19 protein-coding genes and 4 tRNA genes are annotated in these 25,917 nt (G+C 60.4%); 3 read left to right on the forward strand and 20 right to left on the reverse strand.

Annotation, left to right across the window (positions count from 1 at the left end):
• Positions 1 to 220 precede the first annotated feature (220 nt).
• The 9 genes from FRT59_RS08775 to leuC form a co-directional block, all read right to left on the reverse strand.
• On the reverse strand, positions 221 to 853 hold the full coding sequence (locus FRT59_RS08775) for a phosphoribosylanthranilate isomerase (RefSeq protein ID WP_153870974.1): 633 nt from the start codon (positions 851 to 853) through the stop codon (positions 221 to 223).
• Positions 854 to 916: 63 nt separating this feature from the next.
• Positions 917 to 1,741, reverse strand: coding sequence for a tRNA pseudouridine(38-40) synthase TruA (gene truA, locus FRT59_RS08780; protein ID WP_153838231.1), 825 nt, complete (start codon positions 1,739 to 1,741; stop codon positions 917 to 919).
• A gap of 147 nt (positions 1,742 to 1,888) precedes the next feature.
• Entirely contained in the window at positions 1,889 to 4,402 is a 2,514-nt protein-coding gene (locus FRT59_RS08785) for a motility hub landmark protein FimV (protein WP_153870975.1), read from the reverse strand.
• Between the two features lie 161 nt (positions 4,403 to 4,563).
• Positions 4,564 to 5,574, reverse strand: a complete 1,011-nt coding sequence (locus FRT59_RS08790; protein ID WP_153870976.1) for an aspartate-semialdehyde dehydrogenase — start codon at positions 5,572 to 5,574, stop codon at positions 4,564 to 4,566.
• Between the two features lie 251 nt (positions 5,575 to 5,825).
• Positions 5,826 to 6,938, reverse strand: coding sequence for an aspartate-semialdehyde dehydrogenase (asd, locus tag FRT59_RS08795; protein ID WP_005789767.1), 1,113 nt, complete (start codon positions 6,936 to 6,938; stop codon positions 5,826 to 5,828).
• 64 nt (positions 6,939 to 7,002) lie between these two features.
• Positions 7,003 to 8,085, reverse strand: coding sequence for a 3-isopropylmalate dehydrogenase (gene leuB, locus FRT59_RS08800; RefSeq protein ID WP_153870977.1), 1,083 nt, complete (start codon positions 8,083 to 8,085; stop codon positions 7,003 to 7,005).
• Positions 8,086 to 8,138: 53 nt separating this feature from the next.
• The gene (locus FRT59_RS08805; RefSeq protein WP_153870978.1) at positions 8,139 to 8,903 is read right to left on the reverse strand and encodes a class I SAM-dependent methyltransferase; all 765 of its coding nucleotides are present in this window, start codon (positions 8,901 to 8,903) and stop codon (positions 8,139 to 8,141) included.
• 150 nt (positions 8,904 to 9,053) lie between these two features.
• On the reverse strand, positions 9,054 to 9,698 hold the full coding sequence (gene leuD, locus FRT59_RS08810) for a 3-isopropylmalate dehydratase small subunit (protein ID WP_034116873.1): 645 nt from the start codon (positions 9,696 to 9,698) through the stop codon (positions 9,054 to 9,056).
• Positions 9,699 to 9,708: 10 nt separating this feature from the next.
• On the reverse strand, positions 9,709 to 11,127 hold the full coding sequence (gene leuC, locus FRT59_RS08815; protein ID WP_034116874.1) for a 3-isopropylmalate dehydratase large subunit: 1,419 nt from the start codon (positions 11,125 to 11,127) through the stop codon (positions 9,709 to 9,711).
• Between the two features lie 140 nt (positions 11,128 to 11,267).
• Between leuC and FRT59_RS08820 the strand changes: the two genes are divergently transcribed.
• Both FRT59_RS08820 and FRT59_RS08825 read left to right on the forward strand, forming a co-directional pair.
• Positions 11,268 to 12,158 (forward strand): LysR family transcriptional regulator, encoded by an 891-nt coding sequence (locus FRT59_RS08820; RefSeq protein WP_153838006.1) that lies wholly within the window; start codon positions 11,268 to 11,270, stop codon positions 12,156 to 12,158.
• 65 nt (positions 12,159 to 12,223) lie between these two features.
• Positions 12,224 to 15,502: an EAL domain-containing protein gene (locus tag FRT59_RS08825; RefSeq protein WP_153870979.1), complete on the forward strand. Its 3,279-nt coding sequence runs from the start codon at positions 12,224 to 12,226 to the stop codon at positions 15,500 to 15,502.
• A 3-nt stretch (positions 15,503 to 15,505) separates the two neighbouring features.
• Here the strand turns inward: FRT59_RS08825 and FRT59_RS26975 are convergent, their stop codons facing one another.
• The 11 genes from FRT59_RS26975 to uvrB all read right to left on the reverse strand — a co-directional run bounded on the left by FRT59_RS26975 (position 15,506) and on the right by uvrB (position 24,333).
• A complete protein-coding gene (locus tag FRT59_RS26975; protein WP_167524264.1) occupies positions 15,506 to 16,444 on the reverse strand; it encodes a hypothetical protein in 939 nt (312 codons plus the stop codon).
• A 569-nt stretch (positions 16,445 to 17,013) separates the two neighbouring features.
• Entirely contained in the window at positions 17,014 to 17,976 is a 963-nt protein-coding gene (locus FRT59_RS08835) for a tRNA dihydrouridine synthase (protein ID WP_034116877.1), read from the reverse strand.
• A 55-nt stretch (positions 17,977 to 18,031) separates the two neighbouring features.
• On the reverse strand, positions 18,032 to 18,466 hold the full coding sequence (locus tag FRT59_RS08840) for an acyl-CoA thioesterase (protein WP_153870980.1): 435 nt from the start codon (positions 18,464 to 18,466) through the stop codon (positions 18,032 to 18,034).
• 38 nt (positions 18,467 to 18,504) lie between these two features.
• Positions 18,505 to 19,338: an alpha/beta hydrolase gene (locus FRT59_RS08845; protein WP_034117886.1), complete on the reverse strand. Its 834-nt coding sequence runs from the start codon at positions 19,336 to 19,338 to the stop codon at positions 18,505 to 18,507.
• Positions 19,339 to 19,353: 15 nt separating this feature from the next.
• A complete protein-coding gene (locus FRT59_RS08850; RefSeq protein ID WP_153870981.1) occupies positions 19,354 to 19,893 on the reverse strand; it encodes a TetR/AcrR family transcriptional regulator in 540 nt (179 codons plus the stop codon).
• A gap of 182 nt (positions 19,894 to 20,075) precedes the next feature.
• Positions 20,076 to 20,151, reverse strand: a tRNA-Glu gene (locus tag FRT59_RS08855).
• A 77-nt stretch (positions 20,152 to 20,228) separates the two neighbouring features.
• Positions 20,229 to 20,304: transfer RNA gene (locus FRT59_RS08860), tRNA-Ala, on the reverse strand.
• Positions 20,305 to 20,354: 50 nt separating this feature from the next.
• Positions 20,355 to 20,430, reverse strand: a tRNA-Glu gene (locus tag FRT59_RS08865).
• Positions 20,431 to 20,508: 78 nt separating this feature from the next.
• Positions 20,509 to 20,584: transfer RNA gene (locus FRT59_RS08870), tRNA-Ala, on the reverse strand.
• A gap of 147 nt (positions 20,585 to 20,731) precedes the next feature.
• Positions 20,732 to 22,213, reverse strand: coding sequence for a glutamate--tRNA ligase (gltX, locus tag FRT59_RS08875; RefSeq protein ID WP_153870982.1), 1,482 nt, complete (start codon positions 22,211 to 22,213; stop codon positions 20,732 to 20,734).
• A 104-nt stretch (positions 22,214 to 22,317) separates the two neighbouring features.
• Positions 22,318 to 24,333: an excinuclease ABC subunit UvrB gene (gene uvrB, locus FRT59_RS08880; protein ID WP_153870983.1), complete on the reverse strand. Its 2,016-nt coding sequence runs from the start codon at positions 24,331 to 24,333 to the stop codon at positions 22,318 to 22,320.
• A 343-nt stretch (positions 24,334 to 24,676) separates the two neighbouring features.
• Between uvrB and FRT59_RS08885 the strand changes: the two genes are divergently transcribed.
• On the forward strand, positions 24,677 to 25,873 hold the full coding sequence (locus tag FRT59_RS08885; protein ID WP_034116881.1) for an amino acid aminotransferase: 1,197 nt from the start codon (positions 24,677 to 24,679) through the stop codon (positions 25,871 to 25,873).
• Positions 25,874 to 25,917: the final 44 nt, after the last annotated feature.

The following is a 25,917-nucleotide window of genomic DNA, read 5'->3' on the forward strand; positions in this document are numbered from 1 at the left end:
CTTGAACACAGCCCCGCGTATGCCCTTGAGCTAAATTCATATGTGGCGATGATGCCTGCGGGACGGGGTCAGACGTTCGACCTGCCATTTCCTGCCTGCATCCTCAGCCTTCCAGACAACCTGCCAGCGCAGGGTTGCCACTTCATTTCCGGGCCACCCACAGGCGGCGCCGGGCTGTTTTACACAGTGGTAGTTATGGACGGCGGCAGACTGCCAGCCGTCACATCCCGCCCCTGCTGTTGCGCACGGCCTGCATGAATGCGCGAATCTTGCTGTGATCCTTGATGCCCCTGCCCTGCTCCACCCCACCGCTGACATCCACGGCATACGGCCGCACCTGCTCGATGGCCGCCCCGACATTGGCGGGGCTGAGCCCACCGGCCAGGATCATCGGCTTGCACAGGCCCTCGGGAATCAGCGACCAATCGAACGCTTCGCCCGTGCCGCCCGGCACGCCTTCGACATAGGTGTCCAGCAGGATCCCGCGAGCGCCGGTATAGGCGGCACACGCAGCGGCGATATCGTCCCCCGCCTTGACCCGCAGCGCCTTGATGTAGGGGCGCTGATAGCTTTCACACTCATCAGGCGTTTCATCGCCGTGGAACTGCAGCATGTCCAGCGGCACAGCATCCAGGGTTTCGTTAAGCTCGCAGCGGCTGGCGTTGACGAACAAGCCCACGGTGGTGACGAACGGCGGCAAAGCGGCGATGATCGCCCGTGCCTGCAACACATTCACCGCCCGCGGGCTCTTGGCATAAAACACCAGACCGATGGCATCCGCTCCCGCCTCGACTGCCGCCAGCGCGTCTTCTATGCGGGTAATCCCACAAATCTTGCTGCGAACGGCTGACATGTCGTAGGAACCTCAGGGTAGGACCGAGAAAGTCCCGGATGGTAACAAAAGCTTTTCCGGGCGTCAGCCGCCAAGTTCGCTGAAACCTGTGAGGAAGTGTGGCCCGATAAAGCGCTCCGGCAATTGGAACTCGTCACGGTACTCCACATCCACCAAATACAGGCCAAACGGATGCGCCGTGACACCGCCAGTACGGCGAATTCGGCTTTCCAGCACTTCCTTGGCCCACTCCACCGGGCGCTCGCCAGTGCCGATGGTCATCAGCACGCCAGCAATGTTGCGCACCATGTGATGCAGGAACGCCCCGGCGCGTATATCCAGCACGATCATCTTGCCGTGCCGGGTGACCCGCAGGTGGTGGACTTCCTTGATCGGCGACTTGGCCTGGCACTGGCCGGCACGGAAGGCACTGAAGTCATGCACGCCCACCAAATGCTGCGCGGCCTCGGCCATGCGCTCGGCATCCAGCGGGCGGTGATTCCAGGTGATTTCTTGATTGAGGTGCGCCGGGCGGATCTGATCGTTGTAGATCACGTAGCGGTAACGTCGGGCGATGGCCTTGAAGCGCGCATGAAAATGCGCCGGCATGACCTTGGCCCAACTCACACTGACGTCATGGGGCAAATTGATGTTAGCGCCCATCACCCATGCTTTCATCGAACGCTCGGCCTGGGTATCGAAGTGCACCACCTGGCCACAGGCGTGGACACCCGCGTCAGTACGCCCGGCGCACATCAGCGACACCGGCGAGTCAGCGACTTTGGACAGGGCGTTTTCCAGGGTTTCCTGCACCGTCAGCACGCCGGAGGCCTGGCGCTGCCAACCGCGATAGCGCGAGCCTTTGTATTCCACGCCCAGGGCGATACGGTAAAAGCCTGCGGCCGCCATTTCGGCGGCCGCGTTATCTATATTTGCCAAGAACTGAGAGCCTGATGAGTTGCGCAAAGGCGGGCATTATAAGGGGTCGGGATGCATGCGGGGGCTTTTAATGTGGGGCTTGCCGTGGCGAGCCCCACATTCAATCTTCGGCGACCGTTAGATTTTGCCGAGCATTTCCTTGGCTTCGCTGCGCTGACCTTCATCACCTTCGGTCAGCACCTCAGAAAGGATATCCTTGGCGCCGTCCGCATCACCCATGTCGATATAAGCCTGGGCCAGGTCCAGCTTGGTGGCGACCTCATTGGTGCCCGAGAGGAAATCGAATTCCGGCTCATCACCACCCAACGCGGCATCTTCAGCGGTGAAGGAAGGTTCGATCGGCGGATGCTCAAGGCTCTGGGACAAGCGGTCCAGCTCGGCATTGACGTCGTCCAGTTCCGAGGCAAAGGCATCGGGCTTGGCTGTCGGGGCACTCGGCTCATCAGCCAGGGACAGATCAAAGTCTTCGGGCAGTTCGAATTCATCCAGCGCGGCAGGCGTCAGGGTAGGCGGCTCGACCGGCGGCACATCCTTCATCTGCCCTTCGAGACCTGAAAGGAAGTCGTTATCGGACTGCGACGCTGGCGGCTCCAGTTGCAGATCCAGATCAAAGTCCGACAGGTCCTGCGCATCGGCCTTGGCCTCAGTCTGTTGCTTCAACAGCGCTTCAAAGGTTTGCTGGTCTTGGGCGATCTCGGCCGGTGAAGCGGCTTCCAGGTCGTCCAGGCTCAGATCAAAATCAGTGTCGAACGCTTCCGCATCTGCCTGCGGTGTCGAAGCCGGCTTATCGTCGAGCAGGTCCTTGACGTACTGCGCATCCAGGGCCGCCGCGGCCACTGCAGCACTGACACCCGCCGCCAACACAGCCATGGCCGGGAAGCGCGCCTTGAGCTGCTCGACCTGGGCATGGTTCTCACCGTTGGCCACCAGTTGACGCTCCTGAGTGACGAAGCCGTCCTTGTCGCTTTGCAAACCGTAGACTTCCATCAGCTTCAAGCGCAGGTCGCTGCGCTTGGGTTCGTGCTTGATGGCTTGCTCGAGCACATCAGCCGCCTGGTTCAGGTGGCCACGGTCGATATGGGACTGGGCTTGGGCCAACGCATCGCTGGAATTCTCCTGGGCTACGGCGACAGCCAGCGGCGCGAGCACGGAGGCGACAGTTGGCGCGACGACAGGATCAACTACTGGGGCAGGCGCTGCAGCGGGCGCCAGCTTGACGCTCGGCGGCGGCACTTCAAGGCCCTCGAAGCTGTCAGGCGGCAGGTCCTGGTCAATATTCGAAACGAACTCGGGCTCTTCAGCCAACGCCCGCGCCATACGCAGGTGTTTTTCTTCTTCGCGGCGGGCATTGCGATGACGCGCCCACAGCAGCAGAAGCAACAGCACCACCAGGATGGCTGCACCGCCAATGATGCCGAGGACAATCGGGTTGGTCAGCAAGTCATTGAACTTGCCTTCGGTGCTGGCAGGCGCCGCAGCGGGCTTGACCGGCTCAGGAGCAGGTGCCGCAACGGGAGCCACAGCCGTGGCGGGCGCCGCCTCGGGCTCACCCGCCAATTGCGCGGGCATCGCGGCTGTTGCCGGCTCACCTTTGTCCGCCTGCAAACGGGCCAGTTGATCATTCTTCAGTTGAATCAGCTTTTGCAGCTTGTCCAACTGGCTCTGCAAGTCGGCGGCACGGCTTTTCAGTTCTTCGTTATCACGGCGTGCAGTGTCCAGCTCTTCCTGGGTCATCGCCAGTTTGTCGCTCAGGGCGCGGCTGTCACCAGCCTTGCCCTTCACACCTTGCTTGGCGGACTCAGCCGAGACCAGGCTCAAGTTATCCTTGGCATTGGTGCTCGAAGGCGCTTTACCGGCCTGAGTGCGCCTGGTGGCATCCAACTGCGCCTTGCCAGCCACTTGACTCTGAGGGGTACGGCGGCCCTGGCGCCAGGCGGTGTTCTGCGCGCTCACTTCGGCAATCGCTTGCGGTTGCGCCAACGCAGTACTTTGCGTGACATCCGGCAGACGCAGAACCTGGCCGGTTTTCAGGCGATTGATATTGCCATCGACAAAGGCATCAGGGTTAAGCGCCTGGATGGCCAGCATCGCCTGCTGAATCGAGGCCCCATTGCGATTCTTCGCGGCAATTTCCCACAAGGTATCGCGGGAAGTAGTGGTGTGCTGGGCTGGCTTGCTGACAGCAGGCGCGGTGCTGGCCGGCGCATTCGCCGTTGGCGCCGGCTGGTCGAACTTGGCCGGGTCGAGCAGCACGCTGTAGTCACGCATCAACCGGCCATTGGGCCATTGCACCTGCAACAGGAAACGCACATAGGAATCGGGCAGCGGCTTGCTGGAAGTCACCCGCACCACGCTACGGCCTTCGGGGTTGATCACCGGGGTAAACGTCAGGTCATCAAGAAATGCCTGGCGGTCGACACCCGCATCCACAAACGCCTGGGTCGAAGCCAGGCTCGGTGTGATCTCGGACGCCGTGAGGCCGCCCACGTCGCGCAATTCGATTTCCACCGACAGCGGCTGGTTCAACTTCGACTTGAGGGTCATCTCCCCAAGTTGCAGCGCCTGCGCCATACCGGAGGACAGCGCCGAGGCGGCCGCTATTGCTAACACCAGTTTGCGAACTTGAACCATAGCCTCATCCTTTGTTTGAACACTCCCCGACCAGCGAGAAGGGTGGTAACCGCTGCCATTAGGCATGGCGAGCCGATAGGTTACCGACGCGCTTGTGCTCCGCTTTGGGCCAAGCATAGCGCCTGGCTAGAATCAATCTACAAATTGCCGCCAAGTATCTTTTACACAAGGCCTTTTTTCAACAACTGCGCCAGCTCCACAGCGTTCAGGGCCGAGCCCTTGCGTACGTTATCTGACGTCAGCCACAGATTTAGTTCCGCCGGGTCGTCGACACCTGCGCGAACTCGTCCTACGTAAACGACGTCCTGACCCACGGCATCGCCTACAGCTGTTGGGTAATCGCCCTCCTCGACCAACTCGATACCCGGCGCCGCGTCGAGTGCTCGGTTGACCGCCGCCAGATCGACCGGCGCCGCCAACTGCAACGACACAGTCAGGCTATCGCCAAAAAACACCGGGGCTTGAACGCAGGTTGCAGAAATCTTTAGCAAAGGAGTTTCCAGTACCGCACGCAACTCGTGTACGAGACGCTTCTCCAGGTCTGTATGACCTTGGGCGTCTGGGGTGCCGACTTGTGCCAGCAGGTTGAAAGCCATTTGCCGATCGAAGAACTTTGGCTCCAGCGGGCGCACGTTCAACAACTCGGCGGTCTGCCGAGCCAACTCGCTGACGGCCTCGCGCCCCTGAGCGGAGACGGCCAGGTTGGCAGTGACGTTAATGCGCTGGATGTCCAATAGGCCACGTAATGGCGCCAGCACCACTGCAAGATAGGTAGCGCAAGGGCTTGGGCTGCCGAGTTGGAACGGCTTTTTCAAACCGTCCAACACCTGGGCGTTGGCCTGAGGTACCACTTGGGGCGCCTGCTCAGCAGGCAATGCGCCCGACAAGTCGATCACCGAACAGCCGGCGGCGGTGGCACGCGGGGCAAAACTGCGGGTTACCGCCGGGCCTGCCGCGAAGAAGGCCAACTGCGCCTTGCTGAAATCGAACTCGTCGACCTCTTTTACCCGCACGTTCTTGCCACGAAACGGCACCGAAGCCCCCGCAGAATTGCTCCCCGCCAGCAGGTACAGGGTGCCCACCGGGAAATCCAGTTCTTCGAGGATCTGCACCAGGGTTTCACCAACGGTGCCGGTAGCGCCGATCACGGCGATTTCAAAGGTCTGGGTCATGGGGGCTGCCTCGGGCATTGCGGGGGGAGCGGCACTTTACCGGGTGGTTGGGGGTGAGGCAATTAACCCAAGCTTGCTGGTGTGGCTGATGACGCCTTCGCGAGCAAGCCCGCTCCCACATTTGATTGCATTTCAACTGAAGAAATTCGGTCGAATGTGGGAGCGGGCTTGCTCGCGAAGAGGCCCGACAGAACAATAAAAAACCCCGCGCCTGTCACCAGAGCCCGGGGTTCTTCAATGCAAGGAAGCGATCAACGCTCCAGCAAAATCCGCAGCATGCGACGCAGCGGTTCAGCCGCGCCCCACAGCAGTTGGTCGCCAACAGTAAACGCGCCGAGGAACTGGCTGCCCATGTTCAGCTTGCGCAGGCGGCCCACCGGTACATTCAGGGTGCCGGTAACCTTGGTCGGGCTCAGCTCCTGCATGCTGATATCACGGTTGTTCGGCACCAGCTTGACCCAAGGGTTGTGCTGGCTGATCAGCCCTTCGATATCGGCAATCGGCACGTCTTTGTTCAGCTTGATGGTCAGCGCCTGGCTGTGGCAACGCATGGCGCCGATGCGCACGCAAATGCCGTCCACCGGGATCGGGTTCTTGAAGCGACCGAGGATCTTGTTGGTTTCGGCCTGGGCCTTCCACTCTTCGCGGCTCTGGCCGTTGGGCAGTTCCTTGTCGATCCACGGGATCAGGCTGCCGGCCAATGGCACGCCGAAGTTCTCGGTTGGGTAGGCGTCGCTGCGCATGGCTTCGGCCACACGGCGGTCGATGTCGAGGATCGCGCTGGCCGGGTCGGCCAGTTGGTCAGCGACAGCGGCGTGGGTCGCGCCCATCTGCTTGATCAGTTCGCGCATGTTCTGCGCGCCGGCGCCGGACGCCGCCTGATAGGTCATGGCGCTCATCCACTCGACCAGGCCGGCTTCGAACAAGCCACCCAGACCCATCAGCATCAAGCTGACGGTACAGTTGCCGCCCACGTAGTTCTTGGTGCCGGCGTCCAGTTGCTGGTCGATGACCTTGCGGTTGACCGGGTCGAGGATGATCACCGCGTCGTCCTGCATGCGCAGGCTCGAGGCGGCGTCGATCCAGTAACCCTGCCAGCCGGCTTCACGCAGCTTGGGGAAGACTTCGCTGGTGTAGTCGCCACCCTGGCAGGTCAGGATCACGTCGAGGGTCTTCAACTCTTCAATGCTGTAGGCGTCCTTGAGCGGGGCGATATCCTTGCCCACGGACGGCCCTTGGCCACCTACGTTCGAAGTGGTGAAAAACACCGGTTCAATAAGATCGAAATCCTGCTCTTCCAGCATCCGCTGCATGAGCACGGAACCGACCATACCGCGCCAACCGATCAGACCTACACGTTTCATCGCAACTACACCTTGTTAAAAAGTGGGCCGCCTTGCAGCAACAACTGCAAGCGGGCCCGAGAGATTACAGATTCCGCAGCGCGGCGACTACTGCGTCGCCCATTTCTTGCGTACCGACCTTGGTGCAACCCTGGGACCAGATGTCGCCGGTACGCAGGCCCTGGTCCAGCACCAGGCTCACAGCCCTCTCGATCGCATCCGCTGCATCAGCCAGGTTGAAGCTGTAGCGCAGCATCATCGACACCGACAGGATGGTCGCCAATGGGTTGGCAATGCCTTGGCCGGCGATGTCCGGCGCCGACCCGTGGCACGGCTCGTACATGCCCTTGTTGTGGGTGTCCAGGGACGCCGAAGGCAGCATGCCGATGGAACCGGTGAGCATCGAAGCCTGGTCGGACAAGATGTCACCGAACAGGTTGTCGGTAACGATCACGTCGAACTGCTTGGGCGCCCGCACCAGTTGCATGGCAGCGTTGTCGACGTACATGTGGCTCAGCTCGACGTCCGGGTAGTCCTTGGCGACTTCTTCGACGATTTCACGCCACAGTTGGCTGGACGCCAGAACGTTGGCTTTATCCACCGAGCAGACCTTCTTGCCGCGCACGCGAGCCATGTCGAAACCGACCCGGGCGATACGGCGGATTTCACTTTCGCTGTACGGCAGGGTGTCGTAGGCCTGGCGCTCGCCATTTTCCAGTTCGCGCACGCCACGTGGCGAACCGAAATAGATACCGCCGGTCAGCTCACGCACGATCAGGATATCCAGGCCCGCCACCACTTCGGGCTTGAGGCTCGAGGCATCGGCCAGTTGCGGATAGAGGATCGCCGGGCGCAGGTTGCCAAACAGGCCCAGTTGCGCGCGGATTTTCAGCAGGCCGCGCTCAGGGCGGATGTCACGTTCGATCTTGTCCCATTTCGGGCCACCCACGGCGCCGAGCAACACGGCGTCGGCCGCACGGGCACGGTCCAGGGTTTCGTCGGCCAGCGGCACGCCGTGCTTGTCGATGGCCGCGCCGCCGATCACGTCGTGGCTCAATTCAAAACCCAGGCTGTACTTGCTGTTGGCCAATTCCAGCACCTTGACCGCTTCGGCCATGATTTCCGGACCGATGCCGTCGCCAGGGAGAATCAGAATCTGCTTGCTCATGCGTTCCTCATTTCATCAAGCGACCCGCCCGTGGGCAGGTCGGGGAAAATCAATCAGCGTTCGGCGAAGACCACCAGCACGTCGGTGCTGAAAGTGCCGTCGGCCTCAACTTCGTAATAATCGCGCACTTCCTGGCCCATAGCCTTCTGCAGCTCAAGGATTGCCACGCGCAATACTTCAGGCGTGCGCATGCGCTCGACCCACGAGGTGTACTCCAGGCGCAGGCGCTGACGCAGGCTATTGCGCACATGCAGACCGGACTCACTGAGTTGCTGCATCCACTCGGCGGCGCAGTAATCACGCACGTGGCTGGTGTCGCGCAGCACTTCGACGGTTTGCAGGTAAGTGTCCAACAGCGGGCTGCCCGGTGACAAGACATCCACAAAGGCCGCCACGCCGCCCGGTTTGAGTACCCGGCGCACTTCACGCAAGGCCAGGCCGAGGTCGCTCCAGTGGTGGGCCGAATAGCGGCTGAACACGAAGTCGAACTCGCCGTCGGCAAATGGCAGGCGTTCGGCGGCGCCGTGCACGGTGCGGATATTGTCCAGGCCGCGATCAACCGCAGCCGCTGCAACCACATCGAGCATCTGCTGGGACAGGTCGTAGGCCACCACTTCGTTAACCAAAGGCGCCACGTGGAAGCTCACATGACCGGCGCCGCAGCCCAGGTCCAGCAGGCGCGCAGCGCCGGCCCCGGCCAGTTCGGCCTGCAGCAGGGCGAATTCGGTGCCTTGGGCGTGCACGGCACTGCTCAGATAGGCCGAGGCTTGCTCGCCGAATTGTTTTTGCACGACTTGGGTGTGGGCGGTGTTGGTCATGGGAGTTTCCTTAACGAACTCTTGTGGTGTTTGCTCTGGCCCTATCGGGAGCAAGCCCCCTCCCACATTTGATCGCATTTCAATTGAAGGAACTGGGTCAAATGTGGGAGGGGGCTTGCTCCCGATGACGGCGGACCTGCCTACATCAATCTACGCATCGCGAAACAACCAAGGCTGGCTCGCCCGGTGCTTGGCTTCAAACGCCGCAATCGCATCGCCGTCCTGCAAGGTCAGGCCGATATCGTCCAGGCCGTTGATCAGGCAGTGCTTACGAAACGCATCCACTTCAAAGTGATACACCTTGCCGTCCGGACGGGTCACGGTCTGCGCGGCCAGGTCCACCGTCAACTGGTAGCCCACATTGACTTCCACTTGCTGGAACAACTCATCCACTTCGGCATCGCTCAAGATGATCGGCAACAAGCCGTTCTTGAAGCTGTTGTTGAAGAAGATGTCGGCATAGCTCGGCGCAATGATGCTGCGAAAGCCATATTCTTCCAGGGCCCACGGCGCGTGCTCACGGCTGGAGCCACAACCGAAGTTTTCCCGGGCCAGCAGCACGCTGGCGCCCTGGTAACGCTCGGCATTGAGCACAAAGTCCTTGTTCAATGGGCGCTTGGAGTTGTCCTGATAGGCATAGCCCACGTCCAGGTAACGCCACTCGTCGAACAGGTTAGGGCCGAAACCGGTGCGCTTGATCGACTTCAAGAACTGCTTGGGGATGATCTGGTCGGTGTCCACGTTGGCACGGTCCAACGGCGCGACAAGACCTGTGTGTTGGGTAAAAGCTCTCATCGGGTTTTCCTCAGATCAATTCGCGAACGTCGATGAAACGACCGTTGACGGCCGCTGCAGCAGCCATGGCCGGGCTCACCAGGTGGGTACGGCCACCGGCGCCCTGACGCCCTTCGAAGTTACGGTTGGAGGTCGAGGCGCAATGCTCGCCCGACTCCAGGCGGTCCGGGTTCATCGCCAGGCACATCGAGCAGCCCGGCTCGCGCCATTCAAAGCCGGCCTCGAGGAAGATCTTGTCCAGGCCCTCGGCTTCAGCCTGGGCTTTGACCAGACCGGAACCTGGCACCACGATGGCTTGCTTGATGGTCGAGGCGACTTTGCGGCCCTTGGCGATCACCGCCGCGGCGCGCAGGTCTTCAATCCGCGAGTTGGTGCAGGAACCGATAAACACGCGATCCAACTGGATGTCGGTAATCGCCTGGTTGGCTTTCAAGCCCATGTACTTCAAGGCGCGTTCGATGGAGCCGCGCTTGACCAGATCGGCTTCCTGAGCCGGGTCCGGCACGTTTTGATCAACGGCCAGGACCATTTCCGGCGAGGTGCCCCAACTGACTTGCGGCTTGATCTGCGCGGCGTCGAGCTCGACCACGGTGTCGAACACGGCATCGGCGTCAGACACCAGGTCTTTCCAGGCTTCGACGGCGGCGTTCCAATCCGCGCCTTGCGGGGCGAACGGGCGGCCTTTGACGTATTCGACGGTTTTCTCGTCCGCCGCCACCATGCCCACACGGGCACCGGCTTCAATGGACATGTTGCAGATGGTCATGCGGCCTTCGATGGACAGGTCGCGAATCGCGCTGCCGGCAAACTCGATGGCATGGCCGTTACCGCCGGCGGTGCCGATCTTGCCGATCACTGCGAGCACGATGTCCTTGGCCGTCACGCCGAAGGGCAACTTGCCTTCGACTTTAACCAACATGTTTTTCATTTTTTTGGCCACCAGGCACTGGGTGGCGAACACATGTTCCACCTCGGAGGTGCCGATGCCATGGGCCAAGGCGCCGAACGCACCGTGGGTAGAGGTGTGGGAATCACCGCAGACCACGGTCATGCCCGGCAAGGTTGCGCCCTGCTCCGGGCCGATCACGTGCACGATGCCTTGACGCACGTCATTCATCTTGAATTCGGTGATGCCATATTCGTCGCAGTAGTCGTCGAGAGTCTGGACCTGAAGGCGCGAGACCTGGTCGGCAATGGCTTCGATACCGCCCTTGCGCTCAGGGGTGGTCGGCACGTTGTGGTCCGGGGTGGCGATGATGGAGTCGACACGCCAGGGCTTGCGCCCGGCCAGTCGCAGGCCTTCGAACGCTTGGGGCGAGGTCACTTCATGGATGATGTGACGGTCGATATAGATCAGCGACGATCCATCATCGCGACGTTTCACTTCATGGGAATCCCAAAGCTTGTCGTAAAGCGTTTTGCCGGCCATCAGTCGGTCCTCATCAGCGGTGCTTCTATACGCCGGGCTTTTCAATAACCCTTTGGCTTGTGAGGCTGATGGTATGGCGCTACATTAAATAACTCAAATTCATATTTTTTATGCTTTGGATTACCAACTGGAATACCACCATGGATCTGGCCAACCTCAATGCCTTTATTGCCATCGCCGAGACCGGTAGCTTCTCCGGCGCCGGTGACCGTCTGCACCTGACCCAACCGGCCATCAGCAAACGCATCGCTGGCCTGGAGCAACAATTGAAGGTGCGGCTATTCGATCGCCTGGGTCGTGAAGTCGGCTTGACCGAAGCCGGGCGGGCTTTGCTGCCACGCGCTTATCAAATTCTCAACGTGCTGGACGACACCCGTCGCGCCCTGACCAACCTCACCGGCGAAGTCAGCGGGCGCCTCACCCTGGCCACCAGCCACCATATCGGCCTGCACCGCCTGCCACCGATCCTGCGCACCTTCACCCGGCAATACCCGAACGTGGCGCTGGATATTCAGTTTCTCGATTCGGAAGTGGCCTACGAAGAAATCCTCCACGGCCGCGCCGAAGTGGCGGTGATCACCCTGGCGCCCGAGCCCCACCACCTGGTGCGCGCCACACCCGTGTGGGATGACCTGCTGGACTTTGTGGTCGCACCGGAACACAGCCTGACCAGCAACGGCGCCATCAGTCTGGCCGATATCGCCAGGCACCCGGCGGTGTTTCCAGGCGGCAACACCTTTACCCACCATATCGTCAGCCGCCTGTTCGAGGCCCAGGGCCTGACGCCGAATATCGCGATGAGCACTAACTACCTGGAAACCATCAAGATGATGGTCTCCATCGGCCTGGCCTGGAGCGTGCTGCCGCGCACCATGCTCGATGATCAAGTGGCAAGTATCGCTTTACCGGGCATACAGCTCAGTCGCCAGCTAGGCTATATCGTGCACACCGAAAGGACGCTGTCGAACGCTGCGCGGGCTTTCATGAGCCTATTGGATGCACAGGTCGATCTGCCAGGGTTACCGGCATGACGCCGTGCGGCCTCGGGTTATAAGTAAACCGCGCTGTTTTCCCATCGAGCCAAGGCCCTTTGATAATGCGCAATCCTGTCGACTCAGTACCTCCCCTGCCCCGCATTTACGCCCTGGACCCTCAAGCGGCGGAGCAAAGTTGGGACAGCGCCCCGCAACTGCTGGCGGCACTCAATGCCGCCCGGCTGGGCGCCTGGTGCTGGGAAATCGACACAGGAAGAATCAGTTGGTCACGGGGCACCCAGGCATTATTTGGCTTTAACCCGCGCCAACCATTGCCCAAGGACCTCGATTACCTCGACCTGCTGGCACCCCAAGACAGCGCGCGCGTGGTGCGCGGTTTCCACGCGGTACTTGCCGGCGAGCCATTCGAACGCGCCATGCACCACCGCATCCAGTGGCCCGATGGCAGCCTGCACTGGCTGGAAATCAGTGGCAGCCTGGCGCCAGACAAGACTGGGCGTCGTCGCATGATTGGGGTGATCCGCGAGATCACCCACCAGCGCGAGCGCGAACACGCCCTGAGCCACTCGGAAAAGCGCTTCGCCACCTTGTTCCATTTATGCCCGAACATGGTGCTGCTGACGCGCCAAGCCGACGGTTTGATCAGCGAAGCCAACCAGTACTTCGAAATGCTGTTCGGCTGGCCGGTGGCCGACGCCATTGGCCGCACCACCCTGGAGCTGGGTTTGTGGCGCCACCCGGAACAACGCGCACTGCTGGTCAAGGCCACCCAGCGCAAGGGCGAACCCATCACCATGGAGGTGCAGTTCTGCGCCAGCAACGGCCAGATCCACGATGGCACGCTCAGCGCCCAGAAGGTTGAACTGGACGGCGAGGCTTACCTGGTCAGCACGTTCCTCGACACCACCGAACGCAAAAACGCCGAGCAAGCGCTCAAGGACAGCCAGGAACGCCTGGACCTGGCCCTGGACTCGGCACAACTGGGCACCTGGGATTGGCACATTCCCAGCGGCATGCTCTACGGCTCGGCGCGTGCCGCCCAGTTGCACGGGCTGGAACCCATGCCGTTCCATGAATCCTTCGATGCGTTTTTTGACGGTATGTCCGATGAGGATCGCGAGGGCATGCGCAACGCCTACCGCAGCTTGCGCGAAGGCCCGGACGGCAATTACCAGTTGACCTATCGCGTGCAGATGGAGGATGGCAGCCCACGCTACCTGGAAAGCCGTGCACGCCTGTATCGCGACGAATCAGGCAAGCCCTTGCGCATGGCCGGGACCTTGCTGGATATCACCGACCAGGTGGAGCGCGAGCAGCGGCTCACCGCCTCCGAGGAAAAGTTCGCCAGCCTGTTCCAGGCCAGCCCCGACCCGATCTGCGTCACTTGCCTGTATAGCGGCGCCTTTATGGAGATCAACCCGGCGTTTACCCAGACCTTTGGCTTTACCGCCGCCGAGGTGATAGACAAAAGCGCCGAACAGATCGGCCTGTGGGACGAGCCCAGCAAACGCCTGCAACGCATCGAGCAAGTGATTCGCGAGCAGGCCCTGAACAACGTGGCCATCGTGGTGCATCACAAGGACGGCCAAAGCCTTACCTGTGTGATCTCCAGCCGCTTGATCAAGGTCAGTGACCAGCCATGCATCGTTACCACGCTGCGGGATATCACCCAGCAGCAACGCTCGGAGGCTGCACTCAAGGCCAGTGAAGAGAAGTTCGCCAAGGCGTTCCACTCCAGCCCGGACGCGATTTCCATCACCGAGCGCGACACCGGCCGTTATGTGGAGGTCAATGACGGTTTTTGCCGCCTGACCGGCTACCGTACCGAAGAGGCCATCGGCCTGACCCTGTACCAGATCGGCATCTGGGCCGATGAAAACCAGCGTGCCGCGCTGTTGGCCGAGCTGCAGATCAAGGGGCGTATCCATCATCTGGAAATGCTCTGGCATAACAAACGTGGCGAGGTGTTGGCGGTGGAGGTCTCGGTCGAGCCGATCACCTTGAATGAAACCCCATGCCTGCTGCTGACCGCCCGGGACGTCAGCCTGTTGAAAAACGCCCAGGCACAGATCCGTCACCTGGCCTATCACGACCCGCTCACCAACCTGCCCAACCGTGCACTGCTGATGGACCGCCTGAGCCAGCAGATCGCTTTGCTCAAGCGCCACAACCTGCGTGGCGCCCTGCTGTTTCTCGACCTCGACCACTTCAAGCACATCAACGACTCCCTCGGCCACCCGGTGGGCGACACCGTGCTGAAAATCGTCACCGCACGCCTGGAAGCCAGCGTACGCATGGAGGATACCGTGGCACGCCTGGGCGGCGATGAGTTTGTAGTACTGCTCAGCGGCCTGGAGGGTACGCGCCAGGACGTCAGCGACCAAGTGCAAAAACTGGCCGATGCCCTGCGCGAATTGCTCTCGGAGCCGATGTTCCTTGACGGCCATCGGCTGCAGGTCACGCCCAGCATCGGCGTGGCGCTGATTCCCGACCATGGCACTACACCTGCCGATTTGCTCAAGCGCGCCGATATCGCCCTGTACCGCGCCAAGGATTCAGGGCGCAATACCACGCAGATGTTCCACAACAGCATGCAAAAAACCGCCAGCGAGCGCCTGCGCATGGAAACCGATTTGCGCCTGGCGTTGTCACGCGGCGAATTCAGCGTGCATTACCAACCTCAGGTCGATGCGCGGGGCAACAAGATTGTCGGTGCCGAGGCCTTGGTGCGCTGGCAACATCCACAACTGGGCGCGCAGTCGCCGGCAGAATTTATCAAGGTGCTGGAAGACAGCGGCCTGATCCTGGAAGTCGGCACCTGGATTCTCGATGAAGCCTGTGGCGCCTTTGCCCAGTTGATTGCCGACGGCCTGTTGGACCCGCTCAATTTCAGCCTGTGTGTGAATATCAGCCCCCGGCAGTTTCGCCAGAACGATTTTGTGGAGCGGGTTGAACACAGCCTCAGGCAGCACCAACTGCCGTTCAGCCTGCTCAAACTGGAAATCACTGAAGGGATTGTGATCCAGAACCTGGACGACACCGTGGTGAAGATGCGTCGCCTGAAAAAACTCGGCGTGAGTTTCGCGATGGACGATTTCGGCACCGGCTACTCATCCCTGACCTACCTCAAGCGTCTGCCGGTGGATGCACTGAAAATCGACCAATCGTTCGTGCGTGATGCAACCCACGACCCGAATGATGCGGAAATCATCCGCGCCATAGTGGCCATGGCACGCAGCCTGAACCTGGAAGTGATTGCCGAGGGCGTGGAAACCCCAGAACAACTGGCGTTCCTGCAAAAGCTGGGTTGCCATTTATTCCAGGGTTATTTGCACAGCCGGCCGTTGCCGATCGAAGGGTTCAGGCGGTTGCTGGAATAACGATCACATCAGCGCTACGGCGTGGCCTTTAGTGGGCGCCTTGCCCTGGCGCCCCCATAACTCTTCGCGGCCGTTAATGACCGCCACCGAATGCCCGGTCCGGTTGCACATACCCAGTTGCCCGTTGGCGAGGTCGCGTACATTCACCCTCTTCATGTGGCTCTTCAATCCCAGCCGCAGGAACCCCTCCCCCGGCCCGGTCTCGTCCTCTCCATTGTTCAAGCTGCGGATCGCGGCCTGGAAGCTTCGACCCGCCGTACGATCGTTGTTTTCCATCTGCGCACGCTTGGCACTGACCGCGAACAGGAATTGAGCATCCTTGAGCATCCCTTTATCCGCCCCGACAAACCGCGCACCCCGTGCCCCTTCGGCGAGTTCACGGTCGGTCAGGGTGAGCCTGAAGTCATCACGCATCATCACTTGGTAGCCGTCATTGGTTCTGGTCACTTCCTTGAAAACATCCGTGGGGCTTTGACCAAATCGATACATCGCCGCCTTGATGGCCGATACCGTCACACAGTTGCCATCGGGGCCCTGGCGAAACCCGCTCCAGATGTTGTCTGGCTTCGCGCCATTTCGCTTGCTGGAAAGCCCGGGTATTTCCAGCGCCGTGCCTGGCTTGGGAGCGACAGGTTCTGGCGCCACTTTCGGAGTAACCTTGACGGAAGGGGCAGGCGCATCAGGAAGCACCTGACCTCGGCCATCCGATAACAAACCCTGTAACTGAGTAAAAAGTGAACGCAGGGTAGTAAGAACTTCCGGCAGTTTGTCTGTTTCGATTTTGCTTTCCGACACGTCGTTGACAGGAACACTTACACCGCGCTTAACATCTTCACGGGCACGCCGTAGTTCAGGCCTTAATTCATTACTCGCTTCTACCAGACCACCAAACCTACTGACATCTACAATACGCGCAATATTGTTAATTGAATGAATAGACATGTACTTCTCCACACACAGGCATCCGCGAATACTTACTTCGCCAAACGTGCCTGTTTTTCTTGAAATTTCAACCAAGCCCGCTACCACCCAGCCTCGGGCGCTGGTCAGCCCCTGAACTGTCTAGTGCGGGTATTGAATGGTGTTTCGATCCAGGAAAAACAGCTTAACCTCACACACTGCAGAAGATTAATTAACAGAGACATTAGCGATACTCCTATTCGACCCGCCCATTGAGAATCCAGGCGATGATTTTTATGAACTGGAAACAACAGAGTCACACAGTCCATATATTCGTGGAGAATCCGCCTATCGAGTTCCCGAAACCGTTGCTCATACAAGGAAACCAATACGCACTGGTGGACATCCATCCTTGTTTATTCGCGTTAAACTCTTGTGTTCAGCTGCATTGAACTTCCACCCAGGCTTACATGCGTTAATACACCGACGACCTGTAAATAGCAGATAATATTCATGCGCCTTCAAGTTGAGTTTTTATGTTATTTCGCGCACGCGAAAAAAAGGGCTCCAGTGGAGCCCTCTCAGGTAAATGTAAAAACTTACTTAACGACTCAATCCAACGGAACTGGGTGCCGCATGCCCAACAGGCGACTGACCTGCTGCAAATCCGTCTCACGGCGCAGGGCCGTGAACAGCTCCACCGCCTGCGGGTAGTTACGTGTCAGCATCGCCAACCATTGCTTCAAGCGTCCGGGCGCCTGCTTTTCAGTCAGCTGCGCCACCGATTGGCGCCAGAACTCCTGAAGCATGGGCTGCATCTGGGCCCAGGTCATTTCGACCACCTCCTCGCCCGCCTTCGCTGCCATGATCTGTCGCGCCAGGTCCGGACGCGCCACCAGGCCACGGCCGAGCATAATGTCTTCGGCGCCGCTGATTTCGCGACAACGCTTCCAGTCTTCGACGCTCCAGATATCGCCATTGGCAAACACCGGCACCTTGACCACGTCCTGCACCCGCGGGATCCACTCCCAATGGGCCGGCGGCTTGTAGCCATCGACCTTGGTGCGCGCATGCACCACGATATGCGCAGCGCCGCCTTCAGCCAGGGCCGTGGCGCACACCAGAGCGCCGTCCGGGCTGTCGAAGCCCAGGCGCATCTTGGCGGTTACCGGGATATGCGCCGGCACCGCACGGCGTACATGTTCGACGATCCGGTTGAGCAGCTCCGGTTCCTTGAGCAGAACCGCACCACCACGGGACTTGTTCACGGTCTTGGCCGGGCAACCGAAATTCAGGTCGATCACTTCAGAACCCAGCTCGCAGGCCAGGGCGGCGTTCTCCGCCAGGCACACCGGGTCGGAGCCGAGCAGTTGCACACGCAGCGGCACGCCCGCCGCGGTGTGGGCACCGTGCAGCAGTTCCGGAGCGAGCTTGTGAAAATAGGCAGGCGTGAGCAGGCGGTCGTTGACGCGAATGAACTCGGTCACGCACCAATCGATACCGCCCACGCGCGTCAACACGTCCCGCAGGATGTTGTCGACCAACCCCTCCATGGGCGCCAAAGCAATTTGCATGGAAAACACTCAACAAAAATCGTGGCGCAGTTTACTGGGTTTCCTACGGCAACCGTTAACCCCCTGTCAGGGCGGGGCCGTAACCTTCAATAAACTCAGCGGGCATACGCTTGGGCTTGCCGCTGGACAGCTCGATGCACACAAAGGTGGTCTGCGCACGCAGCAGGGTCGCGCCATCGCGGGGGCGTACCAGTTGGAAACGACGGGTCATTTTCAAGCGCTGGTCCCAGTCGACGATCCAGGTGGCCAGTTGCAAGTCGTCGCCCTCATAGCCTGCTGCCAAGTAGTCGATCTCATGGCGCACTACGGCCATGGCACGATCCAGGCGCCGGTACTCGGTGAGGTCCAGCCCCAGGCGCTGGGAATGGCGCCAGGCACAACGCTCCAACCAAGACACGTACACCGCGTTATTGGCGTGCCCCAGGCCGTCGATGTCGTCAGGTGCGACCTGCAGATCGATGATAAACGGCGTTGCCATATCCCAGCCCATGCCTTGCTCCAGTCGATTGATGTCGGCGGGGCAGTGTATCAGGCGGTTTGCCGCGCCTGTAGGCGGCAGCCGGCCAACAGCGCCAGGACACCTTCGATCACCCGTGGGTCGGCCAGCACTTTCTGGTGCCCGCCGGCTTCCAGGCGCAAAAGACGGCTGTCGAACCAGGCCTCGTGAATGGCTTGCGACGCCTTGACCGGGACGAAAGTATCGTCTTCGGCATGCACGATCAGGCCCGGGATATTCATGTGGTAGTGGGCCACATCCAAGTGCTTGAGCGGCATACCGAACGTCAGTTCCACCTCGTGGATAAACGCTGCGCGTGCTCGCGCCGGCAAACCGACCATTTGGGTGAAGCCGCGCAGCACATCCAGAAAACGCGACGGCGCGGCAATACTCACCAACGCCCCGGCACGCAACCCCAGTTGCACCGCCAGCATCGCACTGGCGCCACCCATGGAATGGCCGATCACCGCGTGCAGCGGCGGCAACTCGGCCGCAGCCTCGAGCATGGCGCGGGCAAAGAGCAACACATGGGCTTCGCGCCCCGGCGAGCGGCCATGTGCGGGACCGTCCAGGGCAATCACCGAATAACCGTTATCCACCAACGCAGTGATCAGGCTGGCGAACTGGGTGGGACGACCTTCCCAGCCATGCATCAACAACACCGCAGGGCCCTGGCCCCAACGCAGGGCAGACAAGCCAAAGCGCAACGTGATGCGCTCCGATTGCGCCAACAGTGGCAGTTCCCAGTCACGGGGCGGCAGATCGCGCGGCGTCATGAAAGCACGTCGCATCTTGTTGGCTACGGTTTGCGGCGCCAGGTGCCCCAGGGTGCCGTTGACGCGACGAATCCAGGTTAACGTGCCCATCATGCAAGCCCTCTTCTAGCGCACGGCGGATTTAGCAGCACGCAGCACACGGTCAGACAACTCACCCGGGCCAAGGGCGCGGGCCAAGGCCAGGCCACCAATCATCAGGGCCATGTCCGCCAGGGCCTTGTCAGTGTCCTCAGGAGTGGCTGCCAACTGCGCAGCCATCAGTTCACAGTGCTCATTCAGCGCCTGGCGGAATTCGTCGGGCAGGCGACTCATCTCGCCCACCGTCGCCGGGATCGGGCAAGCCTGGGCCGTGGAGTCGCGGTGCTTGCGCGACAGGTAAAACGCCGCCACCAGCGCTCTGCGTTCTTCACCGGTCAGTTGTGAATCCATGTCGTCGATAGACGCGCGACGCTTGGCCAACAATTGGGTGAATGCCTCGAGCATCAAGGCGTCTTTGCTTTCAAAGTGCGCGTAAAAACCACCCACTGTCAGCCCCGCCGCGCCCATGACTTCGCCCACACTCGGCTCAGCCGGGCCACGCTGGATCAACGCCGCGCTGGCAGCCTGCAAAATGCGTTCGCGGGTTTGCGCTTTTTTATCGCTCATGCTTGCCTCCGTCTCTCATGGGTTGAATATTATTACCATAATAATATTTGGCAAGCGACAGACATGACCATCGGTCAGAACGAAAGAATGGATTTGAGGAGGGAATTGGCCAAATGCCAGACAAACAAAAGGGCCATTCAATAATTGAATGACCCTTTAAAATCCCGCAAAGCGGGTAAACGTGGCGTCCCCTAGGGGACTCGAACCCCTGTTACCGCCGTGAAAGGGCGGTGTCCTAGGCCACTAGACGAAGGGGACACAAACCTTCTATACAACAGACCGGGCTGAGACCCGTCGATTCAAGGACGGTGTGGCCAGACCTTGAACCTGTAAATTGGTGGAGCTAAACGGGATCGAACCGTTGACCTCTTGCATGCCATGCAAGCGCTCTCCCAGCTGAGCTATAGCCCCGGATTTTTCGTCTCGCGACGCAGCAGGCCTTTCGAACTGCTTGTTGAAACTGGCGTCCCCTAGGGGACTCGAACCCCTGTTACCGCCGTGAAAGGGCGGTGTCCTAGGCCACTAGACGAAGGGGACAAAACCTTCTGTACATCTGATCAGAGCTGAGACCTGATCAATTCAAGGACGGTGTGGCCAGACCTTGAATCTGTAAATTGGTGGAGCTAAACGGGATCGAACCGTTGACCTCTTGCATGCCATGCAAGCGCTCTCCCAGCTGAGCTATAGCCCCTCATCGGTGAGGACGGGGCGAATCTTAATGGCGGTTTGGAAACGTGTCAAATTTATTTTCAACATTTTCCAAAGTTTTTTGCCGGGATAACAATCACTTACCGATCAAACCCCGGAAAACCGGGGTTTGACCGTTGCAACAGCTAGCTCAGGCAATCGCGCCCAGCAGCTTTTCCCACTCCTTGTTTTCTTTCTTCGACACACCACCAAGCAAATCAAGGGCTTGGCGCAGGCGGAAACGGGTCAGGTCCGGACCGAGGATTTCCATCGCATCGAGCACCGACACCGAACTCGCCTGCCCGGTAATTGCGGCAAACATCAGCGGCATCGCATCGCGCAATTTCAATTCCAGGGACTCCACCACCGCCTGGATCGTCGCGGTGATCGCGTCCTTCTCCCACTGGCGCAGGCTTTCCAGCTTCCACAGGATCAACTGCATCAACTGGCGGACCTGGTCACCCGAAAGCTTCTTGGATTCGAACAGTTTAGGGTCCGGATTAACGCCACCGGCAAAGAAGAAACTGGCCAACGGCGCGACCTGGCTGAAGGTCTCCACCCTGCCCTGCACCAATGGCGCGATCTTCATCATGTACTCGGGGTTCAACGCCCACCGCTGCACACGCCTGGCGAACTCTTCCACCGGCAGGTCACGCAGCCACTGGCCGTTGAGCCACGACAGCTTCTCGATATCGAAGATTGGCCCGCCCAGGGAGACGCGGGACAGGTCGAAGTTGTCGACCATTTCCTGCAGCGAAAACTTCTCGCGCTCGTCCGGCATCGACCAGCCCATACGGCCCAGGTAGTTGAGCATCGCCTCAGGCATAAAGCCCATACGCTCGTAGAACGTCACCGAGGTCGGGTTCTTGCGCTTGGACAACTTGCTCTTGTCCGGGTTACGCAGCAGCGGCATGTAGCACAGCTGCGGCTGTTCCCAGCCAAAGTACTCGTACAGCAGGATCAGCTTGGGCGCCGACGGCAGCCATTCTTCACCGCGCAGCACGTGGGTGATGCCCATCAGGTGATCGTCGACCACGTTGGCCAGGAAGTACGTCGGCAGGCCGTCGGTCTTCATCAGCACCTGCATGTCCATGCGGTCCCACGGGATCTCGACGTCACCGCGCAGCATGTCCGGCACCACGCACACGCCTTCACTCGGCACTTTCATACGGATGACGTGAGGTTCGCCAGCCGCGAGGCGCGCAGCCACTTCTTCTTTGGACAGCAACAGCGCACGGCCGTCGTAACGCGGGGTCTCGCCACGAGCCTGTTGCTCGGCACGCATCTGGTCCAGCTCTTCGGCGGTGCAGAAGCACGGAAAGGCGTGGCCCATGTCGACCAGTTGCTGGGTGTACTGCTTGTAGATGTCGCTGCGCTCGCTCTGGCGATACGGGCCGTGGGGGCCGCCGACGTCCGGGCCTTCAGCCCAGGTAATGCCCAACCAGCGCAAGGCATCGAAAATCTGCTGTTCCGACTCACGGGTCGAACGCAGTTGATCGGTATCTTCGATCCGCAGGATGAATTCACCGCCATGCTGCTTGGCAAAGCAGTAGTTGAACAAGGCGATGTAGGCAGTACCGACGTGGGGATCCCCAGTAGGCGATGGCGCGATGCGCGTGCGGACGGTGGTCATGGCAGGTCTCGAATGGGCGATAAAACTGAAAATTGAAACAAGGGGCGAATGGTAACACCAGCTTGGGTGATTCTGGCAGAGCGCGGTGCCGCCATCACTGCCAATCAAACAGCCAACAACCGCTCGCGCAACTTGCCGATCTCATCGCGCGTCTGCGCCGCCGCCTCAAACTCCAGGTCCCGCGCCAACTGGTACATCTTCTCTTCCAACTGACGAATACGCTTGGTGATCTCACTCGGCGAGCGCAGTTCGTTCTCGTACTTGGCGCTCTCCTCGGCGGCCTTGGCCATGCCCTTGCGCTTCTTGCTGCGCGAGCCGGGGACGGTGGCGCCTTCCATGATGTCGGCGACGTCCTTGAACACGCCTTTGGGGATGATGCCATTCTCCAGGTTGTAGGCAATCTGCTTGTCACGGCGGCGCTCGGTCTCGCCAATCGCCCGCTCCATGGAGCCGGTGATACGGTCCGCGTACAGAATCGCCCGCCCATTGAGGTTACGCGCCGCGCGGCCGATGGTCTGGATCAGCGAGCGCTCGGAACGCAGAAAGCCTTCCTTGTCGGCATCCAGGATCGCCACCAGCGATACTTCCGGCATATCCAACCCTTCGCGCAGCAGGTTGATCCCCACCAGCACATCAAAGGTGCCCAAGCGCAGGTCGCGGATAATCTCGACGCGCTCCACGGTGTCGATGTCCGAGTGCAAATAACGCACACGCACGCCGTGGTCGGCAAGGTAGTCGGTCAGGTCTTCGGACATACGCTTGGTCAGCGTGGTGACCAGCACCCGCTCTTCCAGTGCGACGCGCTTGGTGATCTCCGAAAGCAGGTCATCGACCTGGGTCAGCGCCGGGCGGATTTCGATTTGCGGGTCCACAAGACCGGTCGGGCGCACCAGTTGCTCGATCACGCGGCCCGCATGTTCGGCTTCGTAGTTACCCGGCGTGGCCGAGACGAAGATCGTCTGTGGGCTGATGCTTTCAAACTCGTCGAAGCGCATCGGCCGGTTATCCAGTGCCGACGGCAAGCGGAAACCGTATTCCACCAACGTTTCTTTACGCGAGCGGTCACCTTTGTACATCGCGCCGACCTGCGGCACGCTGACGTGGGACTCGTCGATCACCAGCAAGGCGTCGTCCGGCAAGTAATCAAACAGGGTGGGCGGCGCCTGCCCGGATTCGCGGCCGGAAAGGTAGCGCGAGTAGTTTTCGATGCCGTTGCAGTAGCCCAGCTCCAGGATCATTTCCAGGTCGAAACGGGTGCGCTGCTCCAGGCGCTGGGCCTCCACCAGTTTGTTGTTGGAGCGCAGGTATTCCAGGCGCTCCACCAATTCGGCCTTGATGCCCTCGATGGCGCCCATCAGGGTTTCGCGCGGGGTCACATAGTGGCTTTTCGGGTAGAAGGTGAAGCGCGGCAGCTTGCGGATCACCTCGCCGGTCAATGGGTCGAAGGCCGACAGGCTTTCGACTTCATCGTCGAACAGTTCGATGCGGATCGCCTCCAGGTCGGATTCCGCCGGGTAGATGTCGATCACATCGCCGCGCACCCGGAAGGTGGCGCGGGCGAAGTCCATGTCGTTGCGGGTGTATTGCAAGCTCGTCAGGCGACGCAACAGCTCGCGCTGGTCGAGCTTGTCGCCACGGTCGACGTGCAGCACCATCTTCAGATAAGTCTCCGGGCTGCCCAGACCGTAGATGCACGAGACCGTGGTGACGATGATCGCATCCTTGCGCTCCAGCAACGCCTTGGTCGCCGACAGACGCATCTGCTCGATATGGTCGTTGATCGATGCATCTTTCTCGATAAAGGTATCGGAGGATGGCACGTAAGCTTCAGGCTGGTAGTAATCGTAGTAGGAAACGAAGTACTCCACCGCGTTGTTCGGGAAGAACGCCTTGAACTCACCGTAGAGCTGCGCGGCCAGGGTCTTGTTCGGCGCCAGCACCAAGGTCGGGCGGTTCGTCTGGGCGATCACGTTGGCGATGCTGAAGGTCTTGCCCGAACCGGTCACCCCAAGCAGAGTCTGGTGCGCCAGGCCGGCTTCGATGCCTTCGACCATCTGGCGGATGGCTTCCGGTTGATCGCCGGCGGGTTCAAAACGGGTAACGAGCTGGAAATCCGACATAACGTACCTCGTGAAGTCACCCCAGACTCAACACCGCCAGGGACGAAATAGCTCAGCAACCCGCGAATATTCATCGCAGGTTGCAGGAAAAAACCATGATAGCTGTAGAAGTGGTGGCGAATGTGACGGGTTTCAAGGCAACCGTCCTACCTGCCGTCCGGGATCAATGTTGCAATAAGACTAACGGTCAACAAATAAACCGAAAAACATGGCCGAAAAGCCGTTTCGGTTGTCGCCCTCAGCCGTGATGGCCTCTATACTAGCTCCCCGTTTGTGCACCGCTCTAGTGCCTTCGGCTGGAGCGCGACACGTCCCTCCCTTCCCCCATAGAGCTGCCGCAAAAATGAGCCTGTTTTCCGCTGTCGAAATGGCACCACGCGATCCAATCCTGGGCCTCAACGAAGCATTTAACGCCGATACACGAACCACCAAGGTCAACCTTGGCGTGGGCGTTTACTGCAACGAGGAGGGGAAAATTCCACTCTTGCGTGCCGTTGCCGAAGCGGAAGCCATTCGCGTGGCGCAACACGCGGCCCGTGGCTACTTGCCGATCGACGGCATCGTGGCCTACGACCAGGCCGTGCAAAAGCTGTTGTTCGGTGCTGAATCACCGCTGCTGAGCGCTGGCCGTGTGATCACCGCGCAAGCCGTCGGTGGTACCGGCGCGCTGAAAATCGGTGCCGACTTCCTCAAGCAACTGCTGCCCAATGCCGTGGTCGCCATCAGTGACCCAAGCTGGGAAAACCACCAGGCGCTGTTCGAAAAAGCCGGTTTCCCGGTGCAGACCTACCGCTACTACGACGCCGCCACCCACGACGTCAACCGTGCCGGCCTGCTCGAAGACCTCAACGCCCTGCCGCCGCAATCCATCGTGGTGCTGCACGCCTGCTGCCATAACCCGACCGGCGTGGACTTGAGCCCGGCCGACTGGCAAAACGTGCTGGACGTGGTCAAGGCCAAGAACCTGGTGCCGTTCCTCGACATGGCCTACCAAGGCTTTGGCGATGGCATCCACGAAGACGCCGCCGCCGTGCGCCTGTTTGCTGAATCGGGCCTGACCTTCTTTGTGTCCAGCTCGTTCTCCAAGTCGTTCTCCCTGTACGGCGAACGCGTAGGCGCGCTGTCGATTGTCAGCGAGTCCAAGGAAGAAAGCGCGCGCATCCTCTCCCAGGTCAAGCGCGTGATCCGCACCAACTACTCCAACCCGCCGACCCACGGTGCAGCCATCGTTGCCGCGGTGCTGAACAACCCCGAGCTGCGCGCCCAGTGGGAAGCCGAACTGGCCGAAATGCGCCTGCGCATCCGTGGCATGCGCGAGCAGATGGTGGCTGAGCTGGCCAAGGCTGCTCCAGGCCATGACTTCAGCTTCGTCGGTCGCCAGCGCGGGATGTTCTCCTACTCCGGCCTGACCGTTGAGCAAGTCACCCGCCTGCGCACCGAGTTTGGCATCTACGCACTGGATACCGGCCGTATCTGTGTGGCGGCGCTGAACCAATCGAACATTGGTGCTGTGACCAAAGCGATTGTCCAGGTGCTGTAAGCCGGCAAGCGTTATACGAAGGGGGAAGCCATTGGCTTCCCCCT

Origin of the sequence: Pseudomonas haemolytica (genome assembly GCF_009659625.1) — a bacterium.
Lineage (GTDB): Bacteria > Pseudomonadota > Gammaproteobacteria > Pseudomonadales > Pseudomonadaceae > Aquipseudomonas > Aquipseudomonas haemolytica.

What these genes read in the sequence shown, in the direction of transcription:
- FRT59_RS08775 (WP_153870974.1), bottom strand. Translation starts at nt 853, where the DNA reads ATGTCAGCCGTTCGCAGCAAGATTTGTGGGATTACCCGCATAGAAGAC.
- truA (WP_153838231.1), bottom strand. Translation starts at nt 1,741, where the DNA reads ATGGCGGCCGCAGGCTTTTACCGTATCGCCCTGGGCGTGGAATACAAA.
- FRT59_RS08785 (WP_153870975.1), bottom strand. Translation starts at nt 4,402, where the DNA reads ATGGTTCAAGTTCGCAAACTGGTGTTAGCAATAGCGGCCGCCTCGGCG.
- FRT59_RS08790 (WP_153870976.1), bottom strand. Translation starts at nt 5,574, where the DNA reads ATGACCCAGACCTTTGAAATCGCCGTGATCGGCGCTACCGGCACCGTT.
- asd (WP_005789767.1), bottom strand. Translation starts at nt 6,938, where the DNA reads ATGAAACGTGTAGGTCTGATCGGTTGGCGCGGTATGGTCGGTTCCGTG.
- leuB (WP_153870977.1), bottom strand. Translation starts at nt 8,085, where the DNA reads ATGAGCAAGCAGATTCTGATTCTCCCTGGCGACGGCATCGGTCCGGAA.
- FRT59_RS08805 (WP_153870978.1), bottom strand. Translation starts at nt 8,903, where the DNA reads ATGACCAACACCGCCCACACCCAAGTCGTGCAAAAACAATTCGGCGAG.
- leuD (WP_034116873.1), bottom strand. Translation starts at nt 9,698, where the DNA reads ATGAGAGCTTTTACCCAACACACAGGTCTTGTCGCGCCGTTGGACCGT.
- leuC (WP_034116874.1), bottom strand. Translation starts at nt 11,127, where the DNA reads ATGGCCGGCAAAACGCTTTACGACAAGCTTTGGGATTCCCATGAAGTG.
- FRT59_RS08820 (WP_153838006.1), top strand. Translation starts at nt 11,268, where the DNA reads ATGGATCTGGCCAACCTCAATGCCTTTATTGCCATCGCCGAGACCGGT.
- FRT59_RS08825 (WP_153870979.1), top strand. Translation starts at nt 12,224, where the DNA reads ATGCGCAATCCTGTCGACTCAGTACCTCCCCTGCCCCGCATTTACGCC.
- FRT59_RS26975 (WP_167524264.1), bottom strand. Translation starts at nt 16,444, where the DNA reads ATGTCTATTCATTCAATTAACAATATTGCGCGTATTGTAGATGTCAGT.
- FRT59_RS08835 (WP_034116877.1), bottom strand. Translation starts at nt 17,976, where the DNA reads ATGCAAATTGCTTTGGCGCCCATGGAGGGGTTGGTCGACAACATCCTG.
- FRT59_RS08840 (WP_153870980.1), bottom strand. Translation starts at nt 18,466, where the DNA reads ATGGGCTGGGATATGGCAACGCCGTTTATCATCGATCTGCAGGTCGCA.
- FRT59_RS08845 (WP_034117886.1), bottom strand. Translation starts at nt 19,338, where the DNA reads ATGGGCACGTTAACCTGGATTCGTCGCGTCAACGGCACCCTGGGGCAC.
- FRT59_RS08850 (WP_153870981.1), bottom strand. Translation starts at nt 19,893, where the DNA reads ATGAGCGATAAAAAAGCGCAAACCCGCGAACGCATTTTGCAGGCTGCC.
- gltX (WP_153870982.1), bottom strand. Translation starts at nt 22,213, where the DNA reads ATGACCACCGTCCGCACGCGCATCGCGCCATCGCCTACTGGGGATCCC.
- uvrB (WP_153870983.1), bottom strand. Translation starts at nt 24,333, where the DNA reads ATGTCGGATTTCCAGCTCGTTACCCGTTTTGAACCCGCCGGCGATCAA.
- FRT59_RS08885 (WP_034116881.1), top strand. Translation starts at nt 24,677, where the DNA reads ATGAGCCTGTTTTCCGCTGTCGAAATGGCACCACGCGATCCAATCCTG.